Annotated in this window: 17 protein-coding genes; 9 read left to right on the top strand and 8 right to left on the bottom strand. The window is 55.4% G+C overall.

Going from position 1 to position 26,610, the window contains the following annotated elements; translation table 11 throughout:
• Nucleotides 1–146: 146 nt before the first annotated feature.
• The 5 genes from Abor_RS11775 to Abor_RS11755 form a co-directional block, all read right to left on the bottom strand.
• A complete protein-coding gene (locus tag Abor_RS11775; protein ID WP_048842085.1) occupies nucleotides 147–1,724 on the bottom strand; it encodes a DHA2 family efflux MFS transporter permease subunit in 1,578 nt (525 codons plus the stop codon).
• Nucleotides 1,721–2,884, bottom strand: coding sequence for an HlyD family secretion protein (locus Abor_RS11770; protein ID WP_048842084.1), 1,164 nt, complete (start codon nucleotides 2,882–2,884; stop codon nucleotides 1,721–1,723). The genes Abor_RS11775 and Abor_RS11770 overlap by 4 nt, the downstream gene beginning before the upstream one ends.
• Nucleotides 2,885–3,111: 227 nt before the next feature.
• Nucleotides 3,112–4,953, bottom strand: coding sequence for an ABC transporter ATP-binding protein (locus tag Abor_RS11765; protein ID WP_084594516.1), 1,842 nt, complete (start codon nucleotides 4,951–4,953; stop codon nucleotides 3,112–3,114).
• Between the two features lie 73 nt (nucleotides 4,954–5,026).
• Nucleotides 5,027–6,262 carry a CCA tRNA nucleotidyltransferase gene (locus tag Abor_RS11760; RefSeq protein ID WP_084594515.1) on the bottom strand — a complete coding sequence of 412 codons (1,236 nt, stop codon included), beginning with the start codon at nucleotides 6,260–6,262 and terminating at the stop codon, nucleotides 5,027–5,029.
• A 9-nt stretch (nucleotides 6,263–6,271) separates the two neighbouring features.
• Nucleotides 6,272–6,871 carry a DUF1285 domain-containing protein gene (locus Abor_RS11755; RefSeq protein ID WP_048842083.1) on the bottom strand — a complete coding sequence of 200 codons (600 nt, stop codon included), beginning with the start codon at nucleotides 6,869–6,871 and terminating at the stop codon, nucleotides 6,272–6,274.
• Nucleotides 6,872–6,963: 92 nt separating this feature from the next.
• Between Abor_RS11755 and Abor_RS11750 the strand changes: the two genes are divergently transcribed.
• From Abor_RS11750 to Abor_RS11730, 5 genes are all read left to right on the top strand, one after another.
• Entirely contained in the window at nucleotides 6,964–7,986 is a 1,023-nt protein-coding gene (locus Abor_RS11750) for an AAA family ATPase (RefSeq protein WP_048842082.1), read from the top strand.
• A gap of 5 nt (nucleotides 7,987–7,991) precedes the next feature.
• The gene (locus Abor_RS11745; protein WP_052946434.1) at nucleotides 7,992–9,047 is read left to right on the top strand and encodes a DUF58 domain-containing protein; all 1,056 of its coding nucleotides are present in this window, start codon (nucleotides 7,992–7,994) and stop codon (nucleotides 9,045–9,047) included.
• Complete coding sequence (locus Abor_RS11740) at nucleotides 9,044–11,941, top strand: DUF4159 domain-containing protein (protein ID WP_048842081.1); 2,898 nt, start codon at nucleotides 9,044–9,046, stop codon at nucleotides 11,939–11,941. The genes Abor_RS11745 and Abor_RS11740 overlap by 4 nt, the downstream gene beginning before the upstream one ends.
• Nucleotides 11,942–11,946: 5 nt before the next feature.
• Nucleotides 11,947–14,127, top strand: coding sequence for a hypothetical protein (locus tag Abor_RS11735; RefSeq protein WP_048842080.1), 2,181 nt, complete (start codon nucleotides 11,947–11,949; stop codon nucleotides 14,125–14,127).
• A gap of 73 nt (nucleotides 14,128–14,200) precedes the next feature.
• Complete coding sequence (locus Abor_RS11730; protein WP_052946433.1) at nucleotides 14,201–14,797, top strand: ankyrin repeat domain-containing protein; 597 nt, start codon at nucleotides 14,201–14,203, stop codon at nucleotides 14,795–14,797.
• Between the two features lie 74 nt (nucleotides 14,798–14,871).
• Here Abor_RS11730 and Abor_RS11725 read toward each other — a convergent pair whose 3' ends face one another.
• From Abor_RS11725 to Abor_RS11715, 3 genes are all read right to left on the bottom strand, one after another.
• The gene (locus tag Abor_RS11725) at nucleotides 14,872–16,005 is read right to left on the bottom strand and encodes a site-specific DNA-methyltransferase (RefSeq protein WP_048842079.1); all 1,134 of its coding nucleotides are present in this window, start codon (nucleotides 16,003–16,005) and stop codon (nucleotides 14,872–14,874) included.
• Nucleotides 16,002–16,646, bottom strand: coding sequence for a ribonuclease HII (locus Abor_RS11720; RefSeq protein ID WP_180537818.1), 645 nt, complete (start codon nucleotides 16,644–16,646; stop codon nucleotides 16,002–16,004). Before Abor_RS11720 ends, Abor_RS11725 begins: the two co-directional genes overlap by 4 nt.
• 109 nt (nucleotides 16,647–16,755) lie before the next feature.
• Nucleotides 16,756–17,061: a CsbD family protein gene (locus Abor_RS11715; protein WP_048842077.1), complete on the bottom strand. Its 306-nt coding sequence runs from the start codon at nucleotides 17,059–17,061 to the stop codon at nucleotides 16,756–16,758.
• Nucleotides 17,062–17,172: 111 nt separating this feature from the next.
• Here Abor_RS11715 and Abor_RS11710 point away from each other — a divergent pair, with 111 nt between their 5' ends.
• The 4 genes from Abor_RS11710 (at nucleotide 17,173) to Abor_RS11695 (ending at nucleotide 26,600) form a co-directional block, all read left to right on the top strand.
• Nucleotides 17,173–18,567 (top strand): MFS transporter, encoded by a 1,395-nt coding sequence (locus Abor_RS11710; protein WP_048842090.1) that lies wholly within the window; start codon nucleotides 17,173–17,175, stop codon nucleotides 18,565–18,567.
• Between the two features lie 277 nt (nucleotides 18,568–18,844).
• Entirely contained in the window at nucleotides 18,845–20,128 is a 1,284-nt protein-coding gene (locus Abor_RS11705; RefSeq protein ID WP_048842076.1) for an MdtA/MuxA family multidrug efflux RND transporter periplasmic adaptor subunit, read from the top strand.
• Nucleotides 20,125–23,301, top strand: a complete 3,177-nt coding sequence (locus Abor_RS11700; RefSeq protein WP_048842075.1) for an efflux RND transporter permease subunit — start codon at nucleotides 20,125–20,127, stop codon at nucleotides 23,299–23,301. Before Abor_RS11705 ends, Abor_RS11700 begins: the two co-directional genes overlap by 4 nt.
• Nucleotides 23,298–26,600 (top strand): efflux RND transporter permease subunit, encoded by a 3,303-nt coding sequence (locus tag Abor_RS11695; protein ID WP_048842074.1) that lies wholly within the window; start codon nucleotides 23,298–23,300, stop codon nucleotides 26,598–26,600. Before Abor_RS11700 ends, Abor_RS11695 begins: the two co-directional genes overlap by 4 nt.
• The last annotated feature ends 10 nt before the right edge of the window (nucleotides 26,601–26,610 follow it).

The raw sequence follows: 26,610 nt of genomic DNA, 5'->3' as shown, positions 1-26,610 counted from the left end.
GCAACGCAACGCAACGCAACGCAACGCAACGCAACGCAACGCAAAAAAAGAGGACTTTACCTGCGTGGTAAAGCCCTCTTTTCTTTTGTTATCCAGCACCTTTTAACCAGCCTTATAAAAACTCTAAGGCTGGCTTTAAAACAGACTTAGTGCGCCCCGGCAGACTTACCGCTCCCCGTAATGGGAGAGAACAAGAAGCAGAACGGTACGCACAAAAATGCCCCTATACCCAAAATCATAAAGACCTCGTTATAGGTTAAAATGGCAACCTGTTGTGAAAACTGCACAAATTGGGCGTGCTGGGCTATGGCGCTGGCGGTACTCTCTGGTGCACCGCGCCCCTGTGCCAAAGCCTTAGCATGGTCTAGGTAGTCGTTATACGGTTGGTGGTAAGGCGTCATCCAATGCACCATGTGGGCTTGGTGCGCCTGCCGCCGCTCTGTTAGCAAAGCTGTTGCGCCAGAAATAGCCAAAGACCCCAAAACGTTACGCGACATACTGAACAGGGCCGAGGCATCGGCATTCATTTTTTCAGGAATGGTCGAGTACGCAATGGTCGAAAGCGGCACAAACAAGAAGGCAAGGCAGGCTGTCTGGCTCATACGGAAAAAGACCAAATGCCTAAAATCAAGCCCCGGCACCAAATTAGCCGATGCGTAAAGGGAAATCCCCATCAGGAAAAACCCGAGCGCAATAACGTTACGCACACTGGTTAACGACATGAGCTTACCCACAATGGGAATAAGCACAATAACCGCAATACCACCGGGCGAAAGCACAAGCCCCGACAGCGTTGCCGTATACCCCATAACCTGCTGTGCAAACTGCGGCACAATAATCGCTGAGGAATAAAGCAACGCCCCCATAGCCCCCATAAGGGCCGTACCCACAGCAAAGTTGCGGTCTTTAAACACCCGCAAATCTACTGCCGGGCGGTCTGTATGCAGCAACCACAGCACAGCGCCAACCAAGCCCAACACGGCAAGCACGGCCATAACCCGAATAAAGGTAGAGCCAAACCAGTCAGAATCTTCGCCGCGGTCTACCATCACCTCAAGGCAGGAAAAACCGAGCGTAATAAGGCTTATACCAATAACATCAACGGGGGCTTTGCGCTTTCTGGCCCATGGTGGGTCTTCCACCATTGTGGCCACACCCAGTGTCGTTAAAAAGCCAAACGGCACGTTAATAAAGAAAATCCACCGCCATGAAAAATTATCGGTAATCCAGCCACCAAGCGTTGGGCCAATAACCGGGCCAACAACAGCGGCAATGGCAGTTAGGCCAAATGCTGCGGCGCGTTTTTCAGGCGGAAAGCTGTCCAGAATGATAGATTGCTGGTTGGGCTGTAACCCCCCACCAAAAAACCCCTGCATCATCCGGAACAAAATAAGCTCAACCAGAGATGTTGCCATGCCACACAGGAAAGAAGACACCGTGAACATGACAATACAAATCATGAAATATTGTTTGCGGCCAAAGACCTTACCCAACCACCCAGAGATGGTGAGCACAATACCATTGGCAACAAGGTAGGCGGTTAGCGTCCAGGTTGAATCGTCATAGGTGCTAGACAGGCTACCCGCAATATGCGGCAAGGACACGTTTACAATTGTCGTGTCCAAAATTTCCATAAAGGCCGCCATCGTTACCACGAAGGCAACGGCCCACGGGTTGTGGCGGGGTTTCCACCCCGCCTCGGCTACGTCGGCCTGTGCGCTCATTGCGCAGCCTGCGGCTGTGGCGCACGCTGCTGTGCGTGTGGCGCACCGTCTGACTGGCCTTGGGTATCAACATGCACCACCGGCACAACAGACAAGCCCAGTGCTAGCTGCTGGTTAGGGTCTAGCCCGTCATCAATCACAATTTTAACCGGCACACGCTGCACAATTTTTACGTAGTTGCCCGTAGCATTTTCAGGCGGGAACGCACTAAAGGTTGCCCCGGTACCTTTTTGCAGGGAGTCAACATGACCATGCAGCTTGAGAGAGGGGTACGCATCAACCTTAACATCCACCTTCTGGCCGGGGCGGATATGGGTAATCTGGGTTTCTTTGTAGTTAGCCACAACCCATACTTCTGGCTCTACAATAGACAGCACATGCTGGCCTGCGGCCACGTAGTTGCCCAACTCAAGGTTACGCTGAGAAATCCAGCCATCACAGGGTGCGCGTAGCTCTGTCCATTCAAGGTTCAGGGCTGCGTTATCCAGTTCGGCCTGAGCATATTTAACCTGCCCTTCCTGCTGGCTAACCCGAATTTTGGTATTGTTAATGTTTGGCAGCACAGGAGTTGCCATTTGCACCGCACCCTCAGCTTCCATCACCTGCGCTTTGGCGGCGTCTAATGCCGCGCGGGCATAGTCAATATCTTGCTGCGAGGTTGCCGCACGCTCAACAGAGTGTTGGCGTTTATAATCGGTCTCGGCCCTAAACTGCTGTGCTTTTGCCGCAGCCAAAGTACCCTGCGCCTGCACCAACTTACCGGGGAACTCAAGTGCAGCAACATCACGCAGCATTTCAGATGCCTGAAAAGCGGCCTGTGCTTGCTCTAAAGAGCCTGCGGCTTTGTCGCGTGCAGCTTTCCAGTTACGCGGGTCTATGCGGGCCAAAAGCTGGCCTTTGTGCACATACTGGTTATCGTTCACCAGCAATTCAGTCACGTAGCCGTCAACATGCGGTGCAATGGTAACAGAGCGCCCGGCGGTAAAGGCGTCATCTGTCTCTACCTCGTTACGGGTTAAAAACCAGTACACCCCGGCAGCAATAGCCAGCACCACCAGCACAACCGTGAGAATAATTTTGCCGCGTGCACTTTTTTTGCCAGCCGGCTTCTTCTCGTTTTCAGACACTTCACCAGACTGTTCGTTATGCTCGTCGGCCATCCTGTTCCCCGTCTTTCAAACGTACTTCCGCACTGGCAGCCAGCATGGGGCACCAAACACCCACCATCGCTGACCGATCGGTTCGGTCAGTATGTGACACGATCCCGATGCTGCTTCAAGCAGACATCAGAGGGATGGTGCATTTTTCGGGCAGGCCACAACGCCTAAACCCGAAAATAATGCTACCAAAACAAATAGTTATATAAAAATAGACCTGCGCAGTCTTTTTAACGCTCTAACCCTTGCGTACGCACCAGCCGGGCATAAAGCCCATTTTGCAGCATGAGGCTATCGTGGGTGCCGCGCTCAATAGCGCGCCCTTCTCGCATCACCACCACAAGGTCTGCCGACCGTACGGTCGAAAGCCTATGGGCCACAATAATGGTAGTACGTTGGTGGCGCATCTGGGCCAAGGCTTGCTGTACGGTGGCCTCGTTCTCGCTATCTAGAGCACTCGTGGCTTCATCCAGCAGCAAAAGCCGTGGGTCGCGCAGCAAGGCGCGGGCCAAGGCAACACGCTGCCGCTGCCCGCCAGAGAGTCGCTGCCCGCCCGGCCCCACGCTGGTCTGGTACCCATTGGGCAGGTCTAAAATAAAGCTATCCGCCGCTGCAGCACGGGCTGCGGCTTCAACCTCGGCCTGTGTCGCACTCGGTTTGCCAATCAGAATATTGTCATAAACAGAGACATCAAACAGCAAAGGGTCTTGGCTTACATACGCTATAGCCCCACGCAGGCTGGCCAGTTGTAAATGCCGTACATCTTGCCCGTCCAGCATAATGCTACCTGACGTAACATCATGCAGGCGCGGCACCAACGAAAGGGCCGTAGACTTACCCGCCCCTGAAAGCCCTACTAATGCAACGGTCTGGCCTGGCTGCACCTCAAAGCTCAAACCATCCAGTCCTACACGCCCATCATTATAAACAAAGCCGACATGGTTAAACACCAAATGGCCGTGGCCAGCAGGCAGCGGTATGGCGGTGGGGCTGTCGGTTACCGCAGGTTTTTCATCAAGAATGCTAAAAATACGCACAAGCCCGGCAAGGCCTTCCTGTATTGCCGCATGGAAAGAGCCTAACGCCCGCAAAGGGCGCGCAGCCAGCAATAAAGCAGCCACAAAGCCAGAAAAATCGCCTAGCGTGGCCCCACCCATTGCAGCCCGCCAGCCTGCAAAACCAAGCACCGCAGCCACCGCAGCACCGCCAAGGGCTTCTAACAGGGGGTCAACCCGTGCGCGGCCTTTGGTAATGTTCAACATTGCCACATAAAGCCGGTCAAAAGAGAGTGTCGCACGGGCATTCTCTTTTTGCTCCATGCCGTACACCCGCACCGTGCGGGCTTGAGCAAAACTTTCTGTTAAAAAAGCAGCGGTCTCACCTATACGCTCCTGCATACCGCCTGAAGCCCGGCGTACCCTTTTACCCAGTTTTTGAATGGGCACAGCCGCAATAGGGTAAAGCAAGCCAGCAATAAGGCTTAGCTCCCAGTCCATATACACCATAGACACAATCAGCCCCAGCACCGTTACCACGTCTCCCAACGAGTTAACGGCACGGATCATGGCTTCACGAATAGAGACCGCATCTGTGGTAAAATGGGTAGCCAGCTTGGCCGGGGCTTCGCGCTCTATGCGGGTAATGTCAGTTTGCACAAGGTGGTTAAACATGTCCCCCTGCAAGCCGCGTATTACTATAAGCACCAGCCCTTGGGCCGCCAGAGTTTGCCCGTACTGAGAGAGCGCCTTAGCCATGGTAATAACCACCACCAGCATGGGCACTTGGTACAAAATGCGCGTATCACGCTCAGAAAACATATCAAGCGCCCGCTGGATCACCAGCGGGTAAAGAGCAGTTAAAACCGCTGTCAGCAAAGTTAGGCCAATAACAGCCAGTATACGGGCCGGGTGGCGGCGCACTTGCTCACGCCATAAACGCGCAAGCAACACGCGCGTATCATCAGATGAAAAAGCAGCCTTTTGGCGGTTTTCACTCGTAGAATTTGGCTGGCCAGTAGGCGCTGGAGCAGACGGCAAAGGCGGCTGAGACTGTTTTGCGGGCGCAGGGGTCATTTAGTCCCTCTACCAGCCCCACAGGCACCAGTAAAAGCCCCCGTCTCTAAAATTCGTACGCAGCAACAAACACTCAGTGCAAAAAGGGCACCTGCGCCAAGCAGGCCTCTTGTGTGGGGGTACAGCCGTTTTGCTGCCACCACTGGCGCAAGCGGGCCAGTATTTGCCCCATCTGCGGCCCCGGCGGCACCCCGGCGGCCAAAAGGTCTTTACCCGCTACCGGAAACACCGGCACAGGCAGCGTTACAAGCCTTTGCCGTAACTGTGCAAAAGCCTGCGCACTCTCAGCCTGCCTAGCCGGGCACACCAGCAAAGCAGTTGCTTGCGCCAGCCAACTTTGCCCCAGCAAAACCGGCAAAGCATTATCTGACAGCAGGCAGCTTAGCTCTGCATCGCTCAACTCTGGCTGTAGGCCAACGGGCGTGAGTAAAGCCTTCAGTAAACTCTCCTCAACGCGGGAAAGTTTTAAGTTACGGGCGCAAGCCTCCGCCCCGCCATCAATTAAGCCAGCTAAGCGCAGCACCGGCTCTGACGGTGCCCCCACCGCTACCAAGGCTGCAAAATGCTCTACCCTTACCCCTTGGGCAAACACGGCTGCCAACACACCCAAGCGCGCCATAAGCAACACCTGCTGTGCGGCCTGTGGCCCTACCAACAAGCGTTGCAGCTCAGACCATACCCGCTCAACCGAGAGTTTTTTTAACAGATCAGTTCTTTTCTCTATGGCCGTTACAGCCTGCACATCTGGCTGCCCGTGGCCGTAGCGGCCCTGAAAGCGAAAAAAACGTAAAATACGCAGGGCGTCTTCTTCAATACGTTGGGCCGCTTGGCCTACAAAACGCACATGCCCGGCTTGCAGGTCTGCCTGCCCGCCAAAATAATCAAACAGCACACCCTCTTTATCGCGCGACATCGCATTGATGGTAAAATCACGCCGGGCTGCATCTTGCTGCCAGTCTTGCGTCCAGCTTACCACCGCGTGGCGGCCATCTGTTTCAGTGTCTTGGCGTAGGGTTGTAATTTCGTAAGGGGCACTGTCAATTACGGCTGTAACGGTGCCATGCGCCAAGCCTGTTGGCACCACTTTAATGCCAGCGGCTTCAAGCGTGGCTTGCACGTGCTCGGGTGGCTCTGGGGTTGCTATATCAACATCGGCCACACTGCGCCCTGCCAACAGGTCGCGCACCACACCACCCACAAGGCGGGCATGGGGCAATACCGCCCAAATATGCGCCAAAGCCTGCCGCTGCGCTGGCGCCAACCCTACGCTGCCAGCATTTAGTGCCAAAGATGTTGTGTGCTCAGCCATACCCAAACCTTACCCGTCTGAGGGCATAAGAGAGAGCGGAAAAAAGCAGTCACAGCTCCACACCCCCATGCACGGCACACCATTGCACTGCCCCGGCTCGGCCAAGGCTGCGAGTTCGTACCACACTGGGCGCGATAAACGTGCCTCTATCGGAAACGCTCCATCACCAGCCCTAATGGTTAGGTAGGGGGGGCAGCCGCCATCGCAACACGCATCGGGCGGCGTTTGCCAATAAGCGCGAATCGGGTTGTCTCTGCTGGCCACCACAGGTTCATCAATATTGGTCCGAAAACACAGTTTTTGCAGCCGTCCAGCGCCTTGCCAGTCTAGCTCTACGGCCAAAAATGGCACATCTTCCACTTCTATGTCCCCGCTTTCAAAGGGGGTGCGTAACAAGTAGGTGCCTTTTTCATCGCGCGTTAGCATAGAGCCAAACATGCAAACCATGGCTTTGCGTTTAATAGGTGTGCCCCGGTACAACCACACACCATCTCGCTTAATCAAAAAGGGCAGTTTTCTGGTATTTTCTTCACCATCTGCCGTTTCTGCTGTTGCGCCGTGGCATTGTAGTGCACTCTCAGAAAAAGGGGCTTTGTCCTGCACTGACAGATAATCCTGTTATGACTGTTTCACTGCTTAGAGCATGATATAGGGATGGTACCCCGCTTGATGTAAGCCCCGTATCTGACCAGACTGGACCCATGACCGTATCTGACACACAGCCCGCCTTCGGCCAGAACGCTTCTCTTACCCCAGATGTGCGCGAGGCAGACCGCCTTTGTGCCCAGCTGCAAACCGTGCAGCAAGAGGTCTCACGACTCCTTTTTGGGCAGGAGCAGGTTATTAACCAGACCCTTACCGCTATTTTAGCGGGCGGGCACGGCCTGCTGGTTGGCGCACCCGGCCTTGGCAAAACCCTGCTGGTCACCACACTAGGTACCGTGCTGGGGCTAGATGCCCGCCGCGTGCAGTTTACCCCAGACCTTATGCCCTCAGACATTACGGGCAGCGAAATTTTAGATGAAGATGCCACAGGCCGCCGGAGCTTCCGTTTTGTGCCCGGCCCCGTGTTTTGCCAGTTGCTTATGGCCGACGAAATTAACCGCGCCAGCCCCCGCACCCAGTCTGCCCTGCTGCAAGCCATGCAAGAGCACCGCGTTGCCGTTGCAGGCACAGAATACAAGCTGCCACAGCCTTTCCATGTTCTCGCCACCCAAAACCCGCTAGACCAAGAAGGCACCTACCCCCTGCCTGAAGCCCAGCTAGACCGCTTCATGCTGCAAATTCCCCTCACCTTCCCAGATGAGGCCGCAGAGCGGGCCATGCTGCTGGCCACAACCGGCGCCCAGAAAGCCACCGCCCAACAAATTATTACGGCAGAAACCCTAAGTGCTGCCCAAACTCTGGTACGCACCCTACCCGTGGGTGACAAAATTATAGATGCCATTTTGCAGCTTGTACGTTCCGCCCGCCCAGAAACCACATATAACGACACTCTACGCACCCAAATTGCATGGGGCCCCGGCCCACGTGCGGCACAGGCCCTTATGCTGGCCACCCGTGCGCGCGCATTGCTAGATGGCCGCCTCTCTCCCAATTTGGATGACGTTATTGCCCTCGCCCGCCCCGTGTTGGCCCACCGTATGGGGCTAACCTTTACCGCCCGGGCAGATGGCGTGCAGCTTGATGATGTACTGACCCAGCTTTTGAAACATTTAGGCTAAACCTCTTGCCTGCTCTCGCCAGCTTCTTGCAGCGTCTTACAAAACGCACGCCACAACCTCACCCACCGCGTGATGATTGGTCGGCCGCGCAAGACTTTACGGCCTCGCTCACGCCTAAAGCCAGCGCAGCCCCCCGTAAAACGCAAGAACAGCCCAACCCGGCTCGGTTAGCCCCACAGGCCGCAGCGCTTGCGGCCCGCCTGCCTGACCTTATGCTGCAAGCCAACCACCTTGCGGCAACCCTTCAAGCAGGGCAGCACGGCCAAAAGCGCGCAGGCAGTGGTGAGAGTTTCTGGCAATACCGCCAAGCCCAACCCGGTGAGCCTGTACACCACATAGACTGGCGGCAATCTGCCCGCACAGCCCACGCTTACGTGCGGGAAACAGAGGCCCAAGCCCCCCAAACCTATTTGTTGTGGTGCGACCTAACACCGTCCATGCAGTGGCGCTCTGCCCCCAACCTGCCAGAAAAGGGTGAGCGGGCTATTTTGCTGCAACTGGCACTGGCCGCGTATTTGTTGCGCAATGGGGAGCATGTGCGCCTGCTAACCCCAAGCGGGCCAGCAACCCCACCCCCGGCAGGCACACCGCTAGAACGGTTAGCCCTGACCTTGGTGGGTATGGCAAAAACGACCACGCCCCCTTTTGCAGCACTCCCCCCAACATCTGTCGTGCCACGCCACGCACGGCTTATTATTGCCAGCGACTTTTTGTGCGATGCCTCCCTCCTGCATGCAACACTCCAACACCTTGCAGGTGTGCCCGCACAAGCACATCTTGTGCATATTGCAGACCCCGTCGAATATTTACTGCCCTATAAAGGCCACATCACATTTCAAGGGTTAGAGCACGAGGCCCCGCTAGACCTGCCCCATGTGCAAGCCTTACAGCAGGCCTATAAAGACCAAATGAGCGCACACACCGCTACCTTGCAAACTTACGCAAGCCGCTATGGCCACACACTCACACACCACACTACACAAAACGCGCCCTTACCCACGCTGCTTGCCCTGCAAGACCAAATGAGCGCACACACGCACCATAACGGGGGCCGTGTATGATTTTTCTAACCCCCATAGCCCTAGCTGGCCTGCTTAGCCTGCCGCTCGTTTGGTGGCTGCTTAAAGCCACACCACCCAAACCCCGCACGCAAACTTTTCCACCCATCCAAATTTTACGCAGCCTGCACCCAAAAGAGACAGACGCGGCCCGCGCACCACTTTGGCTCTTACTTATCAGGTTAGCGGCCCTTACTTTGCTGGTTTTAGGGCTGGCGCAGCCTGTTTTACCCGGCAACCGCCTGCCCCCTGCCGGGCACGGCCCTATTGCCGTGGTGTTAGATGATGACATGCTGGCCGCCACAAACTGGAACCAGCGCCTCAACACCGCCCTGTCTTTGCTTGATGATGCCGAGCACGCAAACCGCCCCGTGCTGCTGCTGCGCACAGCAGCCCCGCCCACCATTACGCAAGACACACAAAACGCTCTGGTTGCACAACCCGCAGCCGTTGTCAGGCAAGAGCTTGCGGCCCTCCGCCCCATGCCATGGGGTACAGACCGCGCCACTTTGGCAAAAACCCTAACCGCGCACCCACCGGGCAGCTTTGGCAGCGTAGTGTACCTGTCTAATGGGGTTGCCAGCACAGCCGATACCGCTTTGGCCACGGCCCTAAAAACCCTCGGCCCCGTGCAGGAAATTCGGTTTGACCAAAGCCCGGTTTACGCCCTCAAACCCGTAACAGACCATACCGGCACGCTCATGGGCACAGTGTTGGCCCTACCTGCCCCAACGCCCCGCTCGGTTACACTCAGCGTACACACCCAAGATGGCGGCACGCTGGCCTCTTTTCCCATCACGCTGCCTGCCAATGCCAACATGGCTGCTATCAACGTTGACCTACCCAGCATTGTGCGCAACCGCATAGATGCCCTTACACTTTCAGGCCTACCCGGTGCTGCCACCACCCTTTTGCTTGATGAAGGCGACAGGCTGCGCCCGGTGGGGCTCATCACCTCTGGTGCGGCAGATACCCCCCTTATTGGCCCACTTTTTTACTTACGCCGGGCCTTAGCTCCTACATCAGACGTGCATGAGGGCACAGGTTCTGCCCTGCTAGGCCAGCCTCTTTCGGTCATGATTGCACCAGACGGCACCTTGGCAGACCCCGCCTTGCGCCACAAAATTGCTGCGTGGGTTGCCAATGGCGGCACCCTTATCCGCTTTGCCGGGCCCGCCTTAGCCGGTGCCCAACAGGCAGAAAACGATAGCCCCCCCATTGCGCAGGCCGATACCCCCTCTCCCCCCACCAACGGTGCAACAGACACCCTGCTGCCCGTTGCCCTGCTTGATGGCTCCCGCCAACTTGGCGGCACCATGACATGGGGCACACCGCAAACACTGGCCCCATTTGGCACACAATCACCCTTTCATGGGCTGAGCGTCCCTTCAGACGTTACGGTCAACCGGCAAGTATTAGCCAGCCCAATGGCCGACCTTGAAAGCCATAGCTGGGCCAAACTGGCAGATGGCACGCCGCTGGTGACCCACACCCCCCTTGGTAAGGGCGAGGTGGTTTTGTTTCATGTTAGCAGCACAGCGGACTGGTCTAACCTGCCGCTCTCTGGCCTGTTTGTCAGCATGTTGCAGCGCCTGACAGACCACGCAAACGGCGTGAGTATTCCAGCAGATGACACAACACTCGCCCCCGTTCTCACCCTCGATGGAGACGGCGTGCTTGGCCCACCCCCACCTTCTGCACGGGGGCTAAAAGCGAATGTTTTTGGCAAAACGGTTGTTTCAGCGGCCCACCCTCCGGGCCTGTATGGCCCCAAAACCACGCGCCGTGCCTTAAATGCGGGTACACACGTGGCAGAGCTTACCCCGGCCAGCCCCTTTGGTACGCTCACAACACCTACCGGGCACCGGCCAGATAAAGCCTTAGGCCAGTATTGCCTCAGTGCGGCTGCCCTCCTCCTTTTGCTTGATGGGTTTATGGTACTGCTTATGCGCACAGGCCTTAAAGTGGGCTGGCCTTTCTTCAAGCGTAACCGCGTGGTGCCTGTGCTGGTGGTGTCACTCTTGGCGCAAACACTTCTGGCCCCACTCTACGGGCACGCACAAACTCTACCCGGCCAAGCGGGCACATCCATGCCCCCACCACCCACAGAGGGCGGGCCAGAGGCATTACCACCGCCCCCCACACAAACTACGCCGCAACCTGCTGTGCCCGCTGCGGCCTTAGAGACGCGGCTGGCCTATGTTGTAACCGGGCAAGATGAAATTGATACCGTGTCCCGCCAAGGGTTACAGGGCTTGTCTGACTACACAAACGCCCGCACCTCCGCCATGCTCGGGCACCCAGATGGTGTGCACCTTGGCCAAGATGACCTCAGCTATTACCCGCTGCTCTACTGGCCCATAACGCCAGATGCCACCATTACACCGGCACAAACAGCAGCCCTTACCGCCTTTATGGCGCATGGTGGCATTTTGCTTATTGATACACAGGGCCAAGATTCCAACAGCACCCAAGACACAGCCTCGACCGGCTTTGCCGGAGATACCCCCGGCAGCAGCAAGGCCTTGCGCCGTGTTACGAACGGCCTGCCCATTCCGCCCCTTACCACCATGACAGACCACCACTTGCTGGCCCACACATTTTACCTCTTGCACGACTTTCCGGGCCGCTATGCTGGCCAAGCCATCTGGGTCGCGCGTGAGGGCCAAGCTGAAAATGATGATGTAAGCCCGGTTATTATTGGCGCAGCAGACTGGGCGCACGCTTGGGCGGTTGATGAACACGGCAATACCCCCTACGCCGTGCTGCCCGGCGACGCAGACCAACGGCAAATGGCTTACCGTTTTGGGGTCAATGCGGTCATTTACGCCTTAACCGGTAATTATAAAGCAGACCAAGTGCACGTGCCCATGCTGCTCAAACGGCTGGGAGACTAAAGCATATGCTCCATACTCTTGCTGCCACCTTTGGGTTTGCCCCACTCGTGCCGCTTTGGCTGCTTGCTCTTTTAGGGCTGGTTGCCGTTGGTCTTTGCGTTTTAGCCCTTGTGTACCGCACCAAAGGGGCCCTTTTTCGGCTGGCAGCTATTGCTAGCGTACTGCTCTGGCTTTCAGGCCCACAACGCCTGCATGAAAGCTGGCACATGCTGCCCCAAACAGCCCTTTTGGTTGTTGACCAATCGCCCTCCATGGCGCTTGGCCAGCGGGCAGAGATTGCGCAAAAAGCGGCCCAAACCCTTACACAAAATACCGTGCCGGGCCTTAACTTGCGCACGGTCACTGTCCGCAATGCAGAGCATGATGGCACCCGGCTGTTTGATGCTTTAAGCCAAGCGGCGGCAGATATTCCGCCAGACCAGTTTGCAGGCGCGGTTTTTCTAACCGATGGGCAAATAACAGACATACCCCCAACCCTGCCAGACCGGCTTAGCCCCACCGGCACAACAGGCCAGCACAGCACGCTACCGCTGCACGTGCTGCTAACCGCCCAAGGCGAAGAAACAGACCGCCACCTGCGTATTTTACAAGCGCCGCCCTACGCTATTGTAGGCCAACACGCCACGTTGCGTGTGCAGGTTGATGATGCAGGCCCCGGCACCCATACCGGCACCCCCGCCACCCTAACCGTGCGCGTTAATGGTGAAGACCCACTTGAGCTCCCCATTACAACTGGTACGCCGCAAACACTGTCTTTGCCGGTTACGCACCCCGGCCAGTTGCTCACCAGTATTGCGGTCTCTCCTTTAGCGGGTGAGGTCTCTGAGCTTAACAACCGTACCATTACCCGCATGAACGGCATTCGCGATAAACTGCGTGTGCTGTTAATTTCTGGCACCCCCAACCAAGGTGAGCGCGTGTGGCGGCGGCTGCTTAAAGCAGATCCATCCGTTGACCTTATTCACTTCACCATTTTGCGCCCGCCTGAAAAAGATGATGGCACCCCCCTTTCAGACCTCGCCCTCATTGCCTTTCCCGTGCGGGAACTGTTTCAGGAAAAAATTAACCAGTTCGACCTGATCATTCTGGATGGGTTTGAGAACCAAAACATTCTCCCCCACAGCTACCTCCGCAACATTGCTAATTTTGTACGCAAAGGCGGTGGTTTGCTCCTTACGGCAGGGCCAGAGTTTGTAGGCTATGGCTCATTGCAAGACACACCCGTGGGAGATGTCTTGCCAGCCCATGTCCCGCGGGAGGGCGGGCTTATTGAGCAAGCCTTCCGGCCACAGCTTACAGCCCAAGGGCGTGCGCACCCGGTTACAGCGTCTCTGCCCGGTGCCCCCCCAGCTAACAGCACAGCCCCCGCCACTGCAGGCGCAAGCATTGCTGGCCAATGGGGGCCGTGGTACCGCGCCCTACGGGCCGATACTTTGCACGGTGAGGCATTGCTAAGCGGGCCAGATAATACCCCCCTGCTGGTGCTAGATCATGTCGAGCAAGGCCGCGTTGCTCTTTTGCTCTCAGACCAGCTTTGGCTCTGGTCTAGGGGTGAAGGCGGCGGCGGCCCACAAGCCGAGCTACTGCGCCGTATCTCCCACTGGCTCATGAAAGAGCCAGAACTGGAAGAAGAACAGCTTAATGCCTCTCTCTCTGGTGGCACACTCAGCATAACCCACCACAGCGCCACGCAGGCTACCCCGCCAACTGTCACTGTAACCGCACCAGATGGCACACTCAGCCACGTGGCCCTGCATGCCAGCACACCAGAAAACGACAGCACACTCCCGGCACCTTTGGGGCTGAGCACCGGGCACATGCCCGCAAACCAAGCCGGTATCTGGCAAGTTGATGACGGCACACACAAATCCTTTGCCGCCCCACAACCACCAGACCCGCAAGAATTTGCAGATTTACGTGCAACCGCCACACGCACCCAAAACATAGTAGGCGCCAGTGGTGGGGCCACCATTTGGCTTGGCAACACCCCCACCGCCATAAACCTGCCCACCCTGCGCTTAACAGAAGGCGGCAGTAACCACGGCGCAGGCTGGATAGGCTTTCCACACCGTAATGCCCATGTGGTTACAGGCCGTAGCGCTACCCCGTTACTGCCCACATGGCTTATGCTTGTGGTGTCTCTCGTGCTTCTCTTTGCCGGGTGGTGGCGCGAAGGTCGGGCATAACCCGCGCCCACTGCTTCCCGCGCCCGTGGCAATGTGTTAGCTTCTCAGGTACCGTTTCCCGTATGGACAGAACATGACCCGCTTGTTCCGCATTCTTCCGGCCACTCTCGCCTGCACTGGCATTTTAGCTGTTGCGCTTCCTGCCTGTGGCTGGGCACAATCTGCCCGCGAGCAAGAGCAGCAAGCCGCAGCAGAAGAAGCGCAAGAAAAGGCCAAAGAAGCCAAAGAGGCCAAGCGCGCCGCCCCGCCTGCCGCCATTCCCGGCGCCTCGCAAGATGATGACGACAACGAGCACTCAAACTCAGACATGGAGCCAACAGCCGCCCTGTTTGATGCCATTAACCGTGGCAGTATTGGGGCCGCCAAAGAATCCATTAACCGTGGGGCAGATCTCAACACCCGCAACATTCTGGGGCAAACCCCGCTGGACATGTCTATCGACATGAACCGCAACCCCATTACCTTCCTGCTGCTCTCCCTACGCAACACAGACTACAATGCCGCCAACACGCGCGGCACAGTCACAACCGGCACACCCACCGTCAAAATGGAAAACGGCTCTGGCCACCTCACCATTGGGGGCGACAGCAGCAAAGCGCGCGTACGCCGCTCGGCCAACGGTGGCACACCTAACCCCTCTATTGGCTTTTTGGGCTTTAGCGGAAACTAAGTTTTACGCATAAACACAAAAAAAGCCGCTCATACTGTGAGCGGCTTTTTTTATACCTCAAAGACAGGCGCTTTTTACCCCACGGCAGCTTGTAAGGCTTCTGCCATTTGCTGCTGTGCCAAAGCCAGACTTTCTTGGCGCAGCACATCAAGGGGCAACAACTCACCGTTGCGCTCAAAATGCCAGAATGTCCAACCATTGCACGATGGTGCGTTGGTCAACATAGCCCCCATTTTATGAATAGAAGCCCGCTTGCCGCTATTTACCAAGGTGCCATCTGGGGTCACGTTGGCATGTACACGGCGTTTTTTGTCGTAAACCGTAACACCAGCCGCAATAAGCCCCTGCTCAACCAAGCTGCCAAACGGTACGCGTGGGGTTTCGCGCTTGTCTGGCGTGGCCTGCACAGCTTCTTCCGCCAAGGGGGTTTCACGCTCTACACGGGCACGGGCAGCGGCAACGTAGTCTGGGTGGCGCTCAATACCAATAAAGCGACGGCGCAAACGGCGGGCCATGGCGGGGGTTGTGCCGGTGCCAGCAAACGGGTCAAGCACAACATCTCCCACCGCGGTTGAAGCCAAAAGCACGCGGTGCAACAGGCTTTCTGGCTTTTGGGTAGGATGCAGTTTTAGGCCATGCTCGTTACGCAGGCGTTCGTTGCCTGTGCACAGCGGCAGGTACCAGTCCGAGCGCATTTGCACATCATCGTTAAGGGCTTTCATGGCTTGGTAGTTAAAGCGGTAACGGCTGGTTTCGCTTTTTGCCACCCAAATCATGGTTTCGTGCGCGTTGGTAAAGCGGCGGCCACGAAAGTTAGGCATGGGGTTAGATTTACGCCACACAATGTCGTTCAAAATCCAAAACCCGAGGTCTTGCAGAATAGCCCCAATACGAAAAATATTATGGTAGGAGCCAATAACCCACATTGTACCGTCTTTATGCAGCACACGGTGCGCTTCGGTCAGCCATTCACGCGTAAATTTGTCGTAGGCTTGCAGGTCGGTAAATTTGTCCCAGTCGTCATCTACCCCATCAACCAAAGAGTCATCGGGGCGGCGCAATTCACCGCGCAACTGTAGGTTGTATGGTGGGTCTGCAAAAATGCAGTCAACAGAGCCAGATGGCAGGCCGCGCATGGTTTCAACACATTCGCCACGCAGAATCTGGTCGAGTGGCAATTCTGTGCCCATTGATTTTGCGCCGCTCATGCCCGGCCCTCCTTTTGTAAAAGTTCAAGTTGCCGGCGCACAGTGCCGAATGTTCTGCGGTGGTGGGGCGTTACCCCCACAGTGGTAAGCGCCTGCCGGTGTACGGCGGTGCCGTAGCCAGCATTTTTCTCCCACCCGTAGGCGGGCCAGCGGGCATCAAGCCGGGCCATAATGCGGTCACGCACCACTTTTGCGATGATAGAGGCCGCCGCAATAGAAAGGCTCAGATGGTCTCCCCCAACGAGGGTTTGGGTACTGCACCCAAAATCTGGCGCTTTATTGCCATCAACCAACACATGGTCTGGCAGGCGCGGCAGGCGGCCCACTGCACGCTGCATCGCCAAATGGGCAGCGTGGTGAATATTAATATCGTCAATTTCGAGGGTAGAGGCGGCACCAACCCCAATTTCCACGCCCGGCACAGTTGGCAAGCGGGCGGCTATCTGCTCACGCAGGCGGGGTTTGAGCTTTTTGGAATCATCAATAATGGCAGCCAAATCATCTGGCACGCCAGCGGCAAACACCACAGCAGCGGCTACAACCGGGCCAGCAAGCGGGCCACGGCCCACTTCGTCCACCCCTGCCACACGCCCACCGTGTTCTTGTTCCCGCGTAAAATCTGGCATTGCCCCTCTTTCCATCGATTTGAAACGACTCGGCTAAAATTGCCGAGTCGCATCAACAGCGACTCTGTGAGGCAAGGAGAATCACTTTTTGACTCCGAGCGCAAGACTCGGAGTCAAGAAATTTTCAGGAACGCTTACCACGTGGGAAGAACAACCAGCCCACCAGCAGCCCAACAACAGACACAACACCCAATGACAACAAGGGTTTATCGCGCACAAAGGTTACGGCTTTTTCTACAACGCCCTCACCTTCTTCATACAGGTCTGCAAAGTCCTGCTGGGCGTGGCCGGTAAACTGCTCAAACTTCCCTTCAGCCTGTAAGCCAAGGTCGCCTGTCAGGCCGCCAGCAGCGTCTTTCACGCGGCCTTTTGCTTCTTCGGCCAGACCTTCAACTTTGTTTGCAACTGTTTTCAGCTTATCGTTAGCCATTGGCTTTCCCCTTTAAGTTTCGTGTCACCACCCGCTTGGTTTTCTAAAAAAGAACATCAAACAGGTGGCTTGGCTGTTGCATCAGAACGCAAAAACGCGTCTCTGGCTAGCATGGTGTCTCTCAGTCGTACCCATCTTACCGCTCTTATTGTTGCGTCCATGCTTTTCATGGAGCAACTCGATGGCACCATTCTCTCAACCGCCCTGCCAGCTATAGCTAACAGTTTACACGTCGATACGGTTGCAACCTCCGTTGCATTAACCGCTTACATTGTGGGTCTAGCTATATTTATTCCCGCTTCTGGCGCATTGGCAGACCGCTTGGGCAGCCGCACCGTACTAAGCGGTGCCATTGTTATGTTTGTGCTGTGCTCTGTTGCGTGCGCCTCTGCGCATAGCCTTCTGTTTCTGGCTTGTATGCGCACTTTGCAAGGCATTGGCGGCGCTCTTATGGTGCCGGTAGGCCGCTTAGTGGTGCTGCGCAGCACCCCGCGTGAAGAGCTGGTACGCACCATGACATGGATGATGCTGCCCGCCACCCTCGGCCCCCTTCTTGGGCCCGTAGTAGGCGGCTTTATTACAACCTACCTGTCTTGGCGGTGGAACTTTTACCTCAATATTCCCGTAGGTATTGTGGGGCTACTCCTTACCCGCCTCTTTATACCCGAGGTGAAAGCAGAGCACCCCCCACCGTTTGACCTACGCGGCCTTGTTTTTGCCGGGGGCGGGCTGGCCATACTCTCTATCGTGGCCGAGCTCTTTAGCCACAACCAAGGCACCCACACACTTTTGCTGGCATTGCTGCTTATAGGGTGTGCGCTTATGGGTATTTACGGCTTACATGCCCACAGCCTTGCAGCCCCCCTGCTCGACTTCAGGCTTTTTAAAACCAGTACATTTCGTATTTCCGTCTTGGGCGGGGCGGCATCACGCATTGCGGTAGGAGCCTTTCCCTTTTTGCTGCCTACCTTTTTACAAATAGGCACAGGGTTAACGGCCGCTCAAAGCGGCATGATCACCTTTTGTGCGCCTGTCGGCGCCATTGCCATGCGCCCCTTTGTACCCGCCATTTTACGCAAATGGGGCTTTAGGCGTGTGCTTATTGCCAATGGGTTTTCTGCTGGCCTCTTGGCAGCCCTTATCGCCTGCTACCATGCGGGCCAACCGCTTTGGCCCTTAACGCTTATTCTTCTTGCCGCAGGCATGGCGCAATCCATTCAGTTTTCGGCTTATAACACCATTGCCTATGCCGACATTTCGGCCACGCGCATGAGTGCCGCCACCAGCCTGTACGCTACCATGCAGCAGCTTATGCTCTCTCTGGGTATTTGTATTGCCGCTGGCACCCTAACCTTTTCTTGCCAATTTAACGCACGCACCCAACCCATTGCACACGACTTTATGGTGGCGTTTTTAGTGGTTGGGTTCATTTCCTTTTTAGCCGCTCCAATTTCAACCCGGCTAAAACCCAATGCGGGGGCCGCACTGAGCGGCAAAAAAGGCTAAGCACCTTGGCAAACCTTTACGACCCCGTACCATTTTAATTTTTTATTTAAATCAGTCTTTTTTTCCACAACAGGCTTGGAAGCACCGCCAAAACTAGGATACGCTCATATTTCTGCCTGCGTCAGGCATCAGCTCATTCGTTTCAATGGCCCCCATCGCATTGAAACTCCAGAGCAAGAGCTAAGATATCTGGCGCACTTATAGCTCCGATGGGTGTTGCCTTTATGGCCGTACCTGTTTTTCATTTGATGTATTAGGTGAACGACCCGCGCGCCTCATGGATAACCAACCCACGGACCCTCGCTCCGATTCACCCTCTCCCGCCCCCAAAACCGGCAAGAAAAAACGCCTCCTGTGGGGCGGCGTTGCTATTATAGGTCTTTGCGCGCTCGGCTTTGTGCTGTTGCGCCCCCATAGCACCACGCAAACCAACGGCAAGCACCACCGCCGCCACAGCACACAACAAACAGTTACCGCTGGCGGCAGCGCAGCCAACGCCGGTACAGATGCCCAGCCCGTAGCCGTACAAACGGTCGAAAACGGCACCATGCCCGTTAACCTGACCGAACTTGGCACTGTCGTACCCATAACCAACGTAACCGTACAAACCCGCGTAGAAGGCTACCTGACAGATGTGCTCTTTACTGAAGGGCAACATGTGCACAAAGGCGACCTGCTGGCCATTATAGACCCGCGCCCCTATCAGGTTCTGCTCGACCAATATGAAGGCCAGCTTGCCCGAGACAAAGCCGAGCTTGACCAAGCCCGCGTTAACAACACACGCTACCAACGCCTTATTAAACAAGACAGTATTGATGCCCTGACTGCCCGCAACCAAGAATTTCTGGTGCAGCAGCTAGAAGGCACGGTAAAGTCTGACCAAGCGCAGGTTGATGCGCAAAAACTCCAGCTTATTTATTGCCATATTACGGCGCCAGTTGACGGGCGCATTGGTATTCGTGCGGTTGACCGTGGCAACTATATTTCTGCCGGGCAGTCTGGCGGGCTTGCTATTTTAACCCAGATGCAGCCCATCTCGGTTATTTTTACCCTCCCGCAAGACCAGTTGCCAGAAGTAGCAGAAGAACTGCAACAGCACGGCTCCCTACCCGTTGAAGCATGGGACAGTGCTAACACCCATAAAATAGCAGATGGCACCGTAAGCGTGCTCGATAGCCAAATAGATACCGCCACCGGTACTGTGCGCTTACGTGCTATTTACAAAAACACAGACGAGCACCTGTTCCCTAACCAGTTTGTTAATGCACACCTGCTGGTAAAAACACTGCAAAACGTCATTCTCGTACCAGCCGCGTCTCTGCAAACCGGGCCGTCTGGCCAGTTTGTCTATGTAGTAAAAGAAGACAACACGGTGGCCGTGCAGCCCGTTACCGTGGGCATTTCTGATGGCACTCACACCGTTGTCAGCTCTGGCCTAAAAGTAGGCGATCGCGTGGTAACAGACGGCACAGACCACCTGCGTGCTGGTTCTAAAGTGACCATTCCCGCACCAAGCAGCCCCACACAATCTGACACCACAGCAGGCGCATCACCGCAGTGAACCCTTCTGCTCTCTTTATACGCAGGCCCGTTGCCACAACCCTGCTCATGTTCGCCATTCTTATGGCAGGGCTTTTAGGCTACCATTTTCTGCCTGTATCAGCCCTACCACAGGTTGATTACCCCACCATTACGGTAGAAACTTTCTACCCCGGTGCGGGGCCAGATGTTATGGCAACATCGGTTACCGCCCCGCTTGAAACGCAGTTTGGGCAAATGCCCGGCCTAGACCAAATGACATCACGCTCTTCTGGTGGGGCGTCTGTCATTACACTGCGTTTTAACCTCACCATGTCTATGGATGTGGCCGAGCAAGAGGTACAGGCGGCCATTAACCAGGCCAACTCCCTGCTACCAACAGACCTTCCGGCCCCGCCCACTTACGCCAAGGTTAACCCGGCAGATACCCCCGTTCTTACGCTGGGTATTACCTCTGCCACCATACCTCTGCCAGAAGTAGAAGATTACGTTGACACTCGCCTCGCCCAGAAAATTAGTCAGATTTCTGGTGTAGGGCTTGTCTCACTGTCTGGGGGTAATCGTAAGGCTATTCGGGTGCGGGTTAATATTCCCAAACTCACCTCTTACGGCATAGACCTTGATACGTTGCGTACCACTATCGGCAACGTCAACATCAACTCCCCTACCGGCACGTTCGATGGCGCAACCCGTGCTGCCACCTTGCGGGTAGATGGCCAGATTACCTCTATAGATACCCTGCTTAATCAGGTTATTGCCTACCAAAACAGCGGGCCTATCCGTATTCGTGATGTTGCCTCTGTGGTTATTGGGGCAGAAAACACACAACTTGCCGCATGGTCTAACACCACCCCAGCCCTTATCATGAACGTACAGCGCCAGCCCGGTGCCAACGTTATTGCGGTGGTCGATAATATTAAGGCCGCATTGCCGGTTTTACGGCAGTCTTTGCCACCGGGTATTGATATTGTACCCCTTACAGACCGCACCACTACCATTCGCGCCTCTGTGGCAGATGTTGAATTCGAGCTGTTTCTTGCGCTTATTCTGGTTGTGGCGGTTATTTTCGTCTTTCTGCGTAATATCCCTGCCACCATTATTCCCAGCCTGTCGGTGCCGCTTTCTATTGTGGGCACGCTGGCCATTATGTATCTGCTGGGCTTCTCGCTCGATAACCTCTCACTCATGGCACTTACCATCGCAACCGGCTTCGTGGTTGATGATGCTATCGTGATGATTGAAAACATCTCCCGCTATGTCGAAGCGGGTGAAGACCGCATGGCGGCCTCTATTAAAGGGGCAGGAGAAATTGGGTTTACCATTATCTCCCTTACCGTCTCTCTTATTGCCGTGCTTATTCCACTCCTCTTCATGGGTGATGTCGTGGGCCGGCTCTTTCATGAGTTCGCCCTTACACTCGCAGTCACCATTGTGCTGTCTGCGGTTGTCTCCCTCACACTTGTGCCCATGATGTGCGCGCGCATTTTAACAGAACGCCCACATGATGCAGGCAGCGCCACAACACGCTTCCAGCGTTGGTCTGCGCGTGTTGAGGTCGCAACCGAAAAACTCATTGCCGCCTATGACCGCGCGTTAGATGTCGTGCTCGCCTACCGCGTTACAACCCTTATGGTAGCCCTGGGCACGTTGGTGCTTACCGGGGTGCTGGCCTACGTTATTCCCAAAGGCTTTTTCCCCGAGCAAGATACCGGGGTTATTCAGGGCATTTCGGTTGCGGCGCAGTCTATCTCGTTCGAGAGCATGAAAACCCACCAGCAAGAGCTGGCAAAAGCTATTCTCAAAGACCCAGATGTGGTCTCTCTTTCCTCTTTCGTGGGGGTAGATGGGCAAAACGCTACGCTTAATCAGGGTCGCTTTCTTATTAACCTGAAAGACCATGACAGCCGCAGCAGCAGTGCAGCAGAAATTGCCCGCCGCCTGTCGCAAGAAACCGCGCAGGTCGCTGGCATAAAACTATATATGCAGCCCATTCAAGACCTGTCGCTCGATACAACAGTTACCGCAACACAGTACCAGTTTTTGCTTGAAAACCCAGAATACGACGCCTTTAAAACATGGGTACCCAAGCTGCTCGAGCGCCTGCGGGCTGAACCTGCTTTGTCTGATGTCACATCAGACCTACAGGCACAGGGTTTGGTGGCCAAGGTTACGCTAGACCGTACAACAGGTGCGCGTTACTCCATCACCCCACAAACCATAGACAACGTGTTGTATGACTCATTTGGCCAGCGCCAAATTTCAACCATCTACACACAGTCTAACCAATACCGCGTTATTTTAGAGGCAGACCCTCGCTTTCAAAGCAGCCTGTTCTCTCTCAACCAGTTGTACCTGCCCGGTATAAGCGGCAACTCGGGCGAAAGTAGCTCCGGCCCTACCCGCTCCCCTACCTCTGGGTTAGTGCCCCTGCCTGCGGTTACCACAGTAACCCACAGCACCGCACCGCTGCTTATTACGCATTTTGGGCAGTTTCCGGCTACCACCATCTCCTTTAACCTAGCCCCCGGCTACTCGTTAGGAGATGCCACAACCGCCATTCGTAAAGTTGAGGAAGAAATTAAACTCCCCAGCTCTTTCCAGACCTCGTTCCAAGGTACAGCCGCAGCCTTTGAAGGCTCGCTCAGTAACGAGCTGTTTCTGGTGGCTGCCGCTCTTATTGCTGTCTATATTGTGCTGGGTATTTTGTACGAAAGCTTTATCCACCCCATTACCATTCTCTCTACCCTGCCCTCCGCCGCTATTGGTGCGCTGCTTACTCTTTGGGTGGCCGGGGCCGGGCTAGATGTCATGGGTATTATCGGCATTGTGTTGCTGATCGGTATTGTTAAGAAAAACGCCATCATGATGATCGACTTTGCCCTAGAGGCAGAGCGCGAGCACGGCATGGACTCTCTCCAGTCTATCAGGCAAGCCGCAACCCTGCGTTTCCGCCCTATTCTCATGACCACCCTTGCCGCCATGCTGGGCGCTGTACCTATGGTTATTTCGCAAGGCACAGGGTCTGAGCTGCGGTTTCCGCTTGGTTTAGCCATTATCGGGGGGCTGGCGCTGTCGCAGTTACTAACCCTTTTTACAACCCCGGTTATCTATTTCACGCTTGATACATGGGGCCACCGCTGGGCAGCGTGGCGCAACCGTAAACACACCGCCGCACAAGGCCAGCCTACTCCGTGAACATAAGCCGGATCTTCATTGACCGCCCAGTTGCTACAACCCTTATGGCTGTAGCCTTGGTGCTGGCGGGCATTATGGGCTACCGCAGCCTGCCGGTAGCAGACCTGCCCAATGTTGATTTTCCCGTTATTCAGGTACAGGCCCGCCAAGCTGGCGGCTCGCCCGAGGAAATTGCAAGCGCCGTAGCTGGCCCGCTAGAGCGGCATTTGGGCCAGATTGCAGACCTCACTGAAATGACGTCTCAGTCTTCGCAAAACACAACGCGCATTACCCTGCAATTTGCGCTCTCGCGCGATATTAACGGTGCCGCGCGTGATGTTGAGGCCGCCCTACAAGCCGCCCACGCAGACCTGCCTACATCTATCCGGCAAAACCCCAGCTATTCCAAAGCCAACCCCAACGGCGCGCCCATTCTTATTTTAGCGCTTACCTCAACCACCCACACCAAACCACAACTGTATGACTACGCAACCAACGTCTTAGTACAGCAACTTTCACAAATTAGGGGTGTTGGGCAGGTTGAAGTAGGCGGCAGTTCGCTCCCTGCTGTGCGGGTTGAAATTAACCCCCGCCCGCTCTTTCGCTACGGCATCGGGTTTGAAGATATTCGTGCAGCACTCGCCTCTGCCAATGCGCATACGCCCAAAGGCATTATAGACCAAAACGGCCTGCGCTATACGCTAGACACCAACGACCAAGCCCGAGACGCACAATCTTACCGAGACCTCATAGTCGCATGGCGCAACAACCGCCCCGTGCACCTCTCAGACGTTGCCCGCGTTGATGACAGCGTTGAAGACCTACACAATGCTGGTTTTTTCAACAGCTCCCCTTCGGTTATTGCGGTCGTTTTTGCGCAAGCCGGTGCCAACGTTATTCAAACGGTTGATGAAATAAAGGCCAAGTTTCCACTCTTGCGGGCAGCGCTGCCCGGTGGGGTAGACCTGCATATCGGGCTAGATCGGTCTTTAACCATTCGCGCGTCTTTGGCAGATACTCAATATACGCTGGTTATATCTGTCATTCTTGTTGTGCTGGTAGTGCTACTCTTTTTGCACTCATGGCGCATGACGCTCATACCCGCCGTTGTGGTGCCTACCTCTATTGTGGCCACCTTCGGGGCTATGCGCTTGCTGAACTACTCGCTCGACAACATGTCTCTTATGGCGCTTACCGTCTCAACCGGCTTTGTGGTTGATGACGCCATTGTCGTCATCGAAAATATCTCGCGCTACATAGAAGAAGGCTTCTCCCCGCGTGATGCGGCGCTTAAGGGCAGTCAGGAAGTAGCGTTTACCGTTATTTCCATCTCCATTTCTCTTATTGCTGTCTTCCTGCCCATTTTGTTGCTGGGTGGGCTTGCGGGCCGACTGTTTCATGAATTCGCCATGACAGTCTCCATCACCATTCTTATTTCCATGGTGCTGTCACTTACCCTTACCCCCATGATGGCCGCGCAAATTCTCAGCGCCACACCCCACACAGCCCAACCTGCAAAAACAACGCTGCTTACACGCATTGCTGCTACTATCAGCCGTTTTCTAGATAGCGTGCAAAATGGCTATGCCCGCTCTCTTAATGTGGCGTTACGGCATTACTGGCTTATTTTGCTGTCACTACCCGCAACGCTGGTTATTATTGTGGCGCTTTTTATTCAGATGCCAAAAGGGTTTTTCCCAACAGAAGATACCGGCATGCTCATGGGCCATTTACGTGGCGACCAAAGCATTTCTTTTCAGGCGCTGTCTAAAAAACTAACGCAGGTTCAAAATACCATCACCCAAGACCCAGACGTACAAAGCGTTGCCAGTTTTATGGGTGGTCGTGGGTCTTCCAACTCTGCCAACATGTTTTTGCAACTAAAAGACAAAGCAGACCGGCACGACACCCCAACAGAGCTTATTGCCCGCGTTGAAAGTAAACTGAGCAACATTGTCGGGGCAGATTTCTTTTTAATGCAGCCCGGTGCCGTCCGGGCCGGGGCACGCCAAAGTAATGCAGCCTACCAATACACCCTAGAAGGCGAAGACGCGACAGAACTATACCACTGGACAAACCTGCTCCTTGCCGAGTTGCAAAAACATAAAGAACTCACCGAAGTCTCGGCAGATGTGCAGCAAGGTGGCCTTGCCATTGCGGTTGGTATCACCCGCGATACAGCCGCACGGGTTAATGTTACCCCCCAAATGCTGTCCAACACCATTTACGATGCCTTTGGCCAACGCGCAGCCTCCGTCATTTACAACACACTCAACCAATACCGCGTGGTTATGGAGGCAGACCCCGCCTCTTGGTCTTCCCCCAATGACCTTAATCAGGTTTGGGTCAGTGTGTCTGGTGGGTCTGCTGGGGGTGGCACACGCTCTAACACCGTACGCGTGCGCAATAGTGGCACAAGCTCGGCCGGTAATAGCGCATCGGCCAGCTTAAGTGCCCAATCGTTTAAAAACCAGATTGCCAATGCCCTTGCTGGCGGTAACGGGGCCTCAACCGGTTCTGCGGTGTCCACTTCCTCTTCATCTATGGTGCCGCTTACATTTGTTTCCAGCATTAAACCAGCCAGAACCCCTTTGGCGGTTAACCACCAAGGCCAAGCCGTTGCGGCAACACTGTCTTTTAATTTAGCCCAAGGGGTTTCTTTAGGGGCAGCCACCCAAATTATTGAGGCCGCTCAGGTCTCTTTGCACATGCCCCAAACCATTCATGGTAGTTTTGCGGGCAATGCGGCACAGTTCCAAAAAACCGTTAATAACGAGCCGCTGCTTATTCTGGCGGCCCTTATTGCTGTATATGTGGTGCTGGGTGTGCTGTATGAAAGTTACATACACCCACTTACCATTCTCTCTACCCTGCCCTCCGCCGGTGTAGGCGCACTGCTTGCGCTGCAACTCGCAGGCGAGGAGTTTTCTCTTATCGCCATGATAGGCGTTATCCTGCTTATCGGCATCGTTAAGAAAAACGCCATTATGCTGGTTGATTTTGCTATTGCCGCCGAGCGTGAACATAACCTCCCGCCGCTAGAGGCCATACGCACAGCCTGCCTGCTGCGCTTCCGCCCTATCATGATGACCTCTCTAGCCGCTGCCCTTGGCGCTGCCCCACTTATTATTGCCAATGGCTACGGGGCAGAGCTACGCCGCCCCTTGGGTATTGCTATTGTGGGTGGGCTTGTGGTCAGTCAGGCTCTTACACTCTACACCACACCAGTGGTTTACCTGTTGCTTGATAACCTGCGCCTGCGCTTTAAAAATGGTAAACTCTGGCGTCCTTCTTTCCTTCGTAACCTGCAAGATACCTGAAACACGCACG

This window comes from Acetobacter orientalis (genome assembly GCF_000963965.1).
GTDB classification, from domain to species: domain Bacteria; phylum Pseudomonadota; class Alphaproteobacteria; order Acetobacterales; family Acetobacteraceae; genus Acetobacter; species Acetobacter orientalis.
The sequence above is the reverse complement of the archived record's forward strand: the minus strand, read 5'-3'. Positions and strand labels throughout refer to the sequence as shown.

Bases quoted from the DNA above. Each gene is read 5' to 3' on its own strand.
- Abor_RS11775 (WP_048842085.1), bottom strand. From the start codon at position 1,724: ATGAGCGCACAGGCCGACGTAGCCGAGGCGGGGTGGAAACCCCGCCAC.
- Abor_RS11770 (WP_048842084.1), bottom strand. From the start codon at position 2,884: ATGGCCGACGAGCATAACGAACAGTCTGGTGAAGTGTCTGAAAACGAG.
- Abor_RS11765 (WP_084594516.1), bottom strand. From the start codon at position 4,953: ATGACCCCTGCGCCCGCAAAACAGTCTCAGCCGCCTTTGCCGTCTGCT.
- Abor_RS11760 (WP_084594515.1), bottom strand. From the start codon at position 6,262: ATGGCTGAGCACACAACATCTTTGGCACTAAATGCTGGCAGCGTAGGG.
- Abor_RS11750 (WP_048842082.1), top strand. From the start codon at position 6,964: ATGACCGTATCTGACACACAGCCCGCCTTCGGCCAGAACGCTTCTCTT.
- Abor_RS11740 (WP_048842081.1), top strand. From the start codon at position 9,044: ATGATTTTTCTAACCCCCATAGCCCTAGCTGGCCTGCTTAGCCTGCCG.
- Abor_RS11735 (WP_048842080.1), top strand. From the start codon at position 11,947: ATGCTCCATACTCTTGCTGCCACCTTTGGGTTTGCCCCACTCGTGCCG.
- Abor_RS11730 (WP_052946433.1), top strand. From the start codon at position 14,201: ATGACCCGCTTGTTCCGCATTCTTCCGGCCACTCTCGCCTGCACTGGC.
- Abor_RS11725 (WP_048842079.1), bottom strand. From the start codon at position 16,005: ATGAGCGGCGCAAAATCAATGGGCACAGAATTGCCACTCGACCAGATT.
- Abor_RS11720 (WP_180537818.1), bottom strand. From the start codon at position 16,646: ATGGAAAGAGGGGCAATGCCAGATTTTACGCGGGAACAAGAACACGGT.
- Abor_RS11715 (WP_048842077.1), bottom strand. From the start codon at position 17,061: ATGGCTAACGATAAGCTGAAAACAGTTGCAAACAAAGTTGAAGGTCTG.
- Abor_RS11710 (WP_048842090.1), top strand. From the start codon at position 17,173: ATGGTGTCTCTCAGTCGTACCCATCTTACCGCTCTTATTGTTGCGTCC.
- Abor_RS11705 (WP_048842076.1), top strand. From the start codon at position 18,845: ATGGATAACCAACCCACGGACCCTCGCTCCGATTCACCCTCTCCCGCC.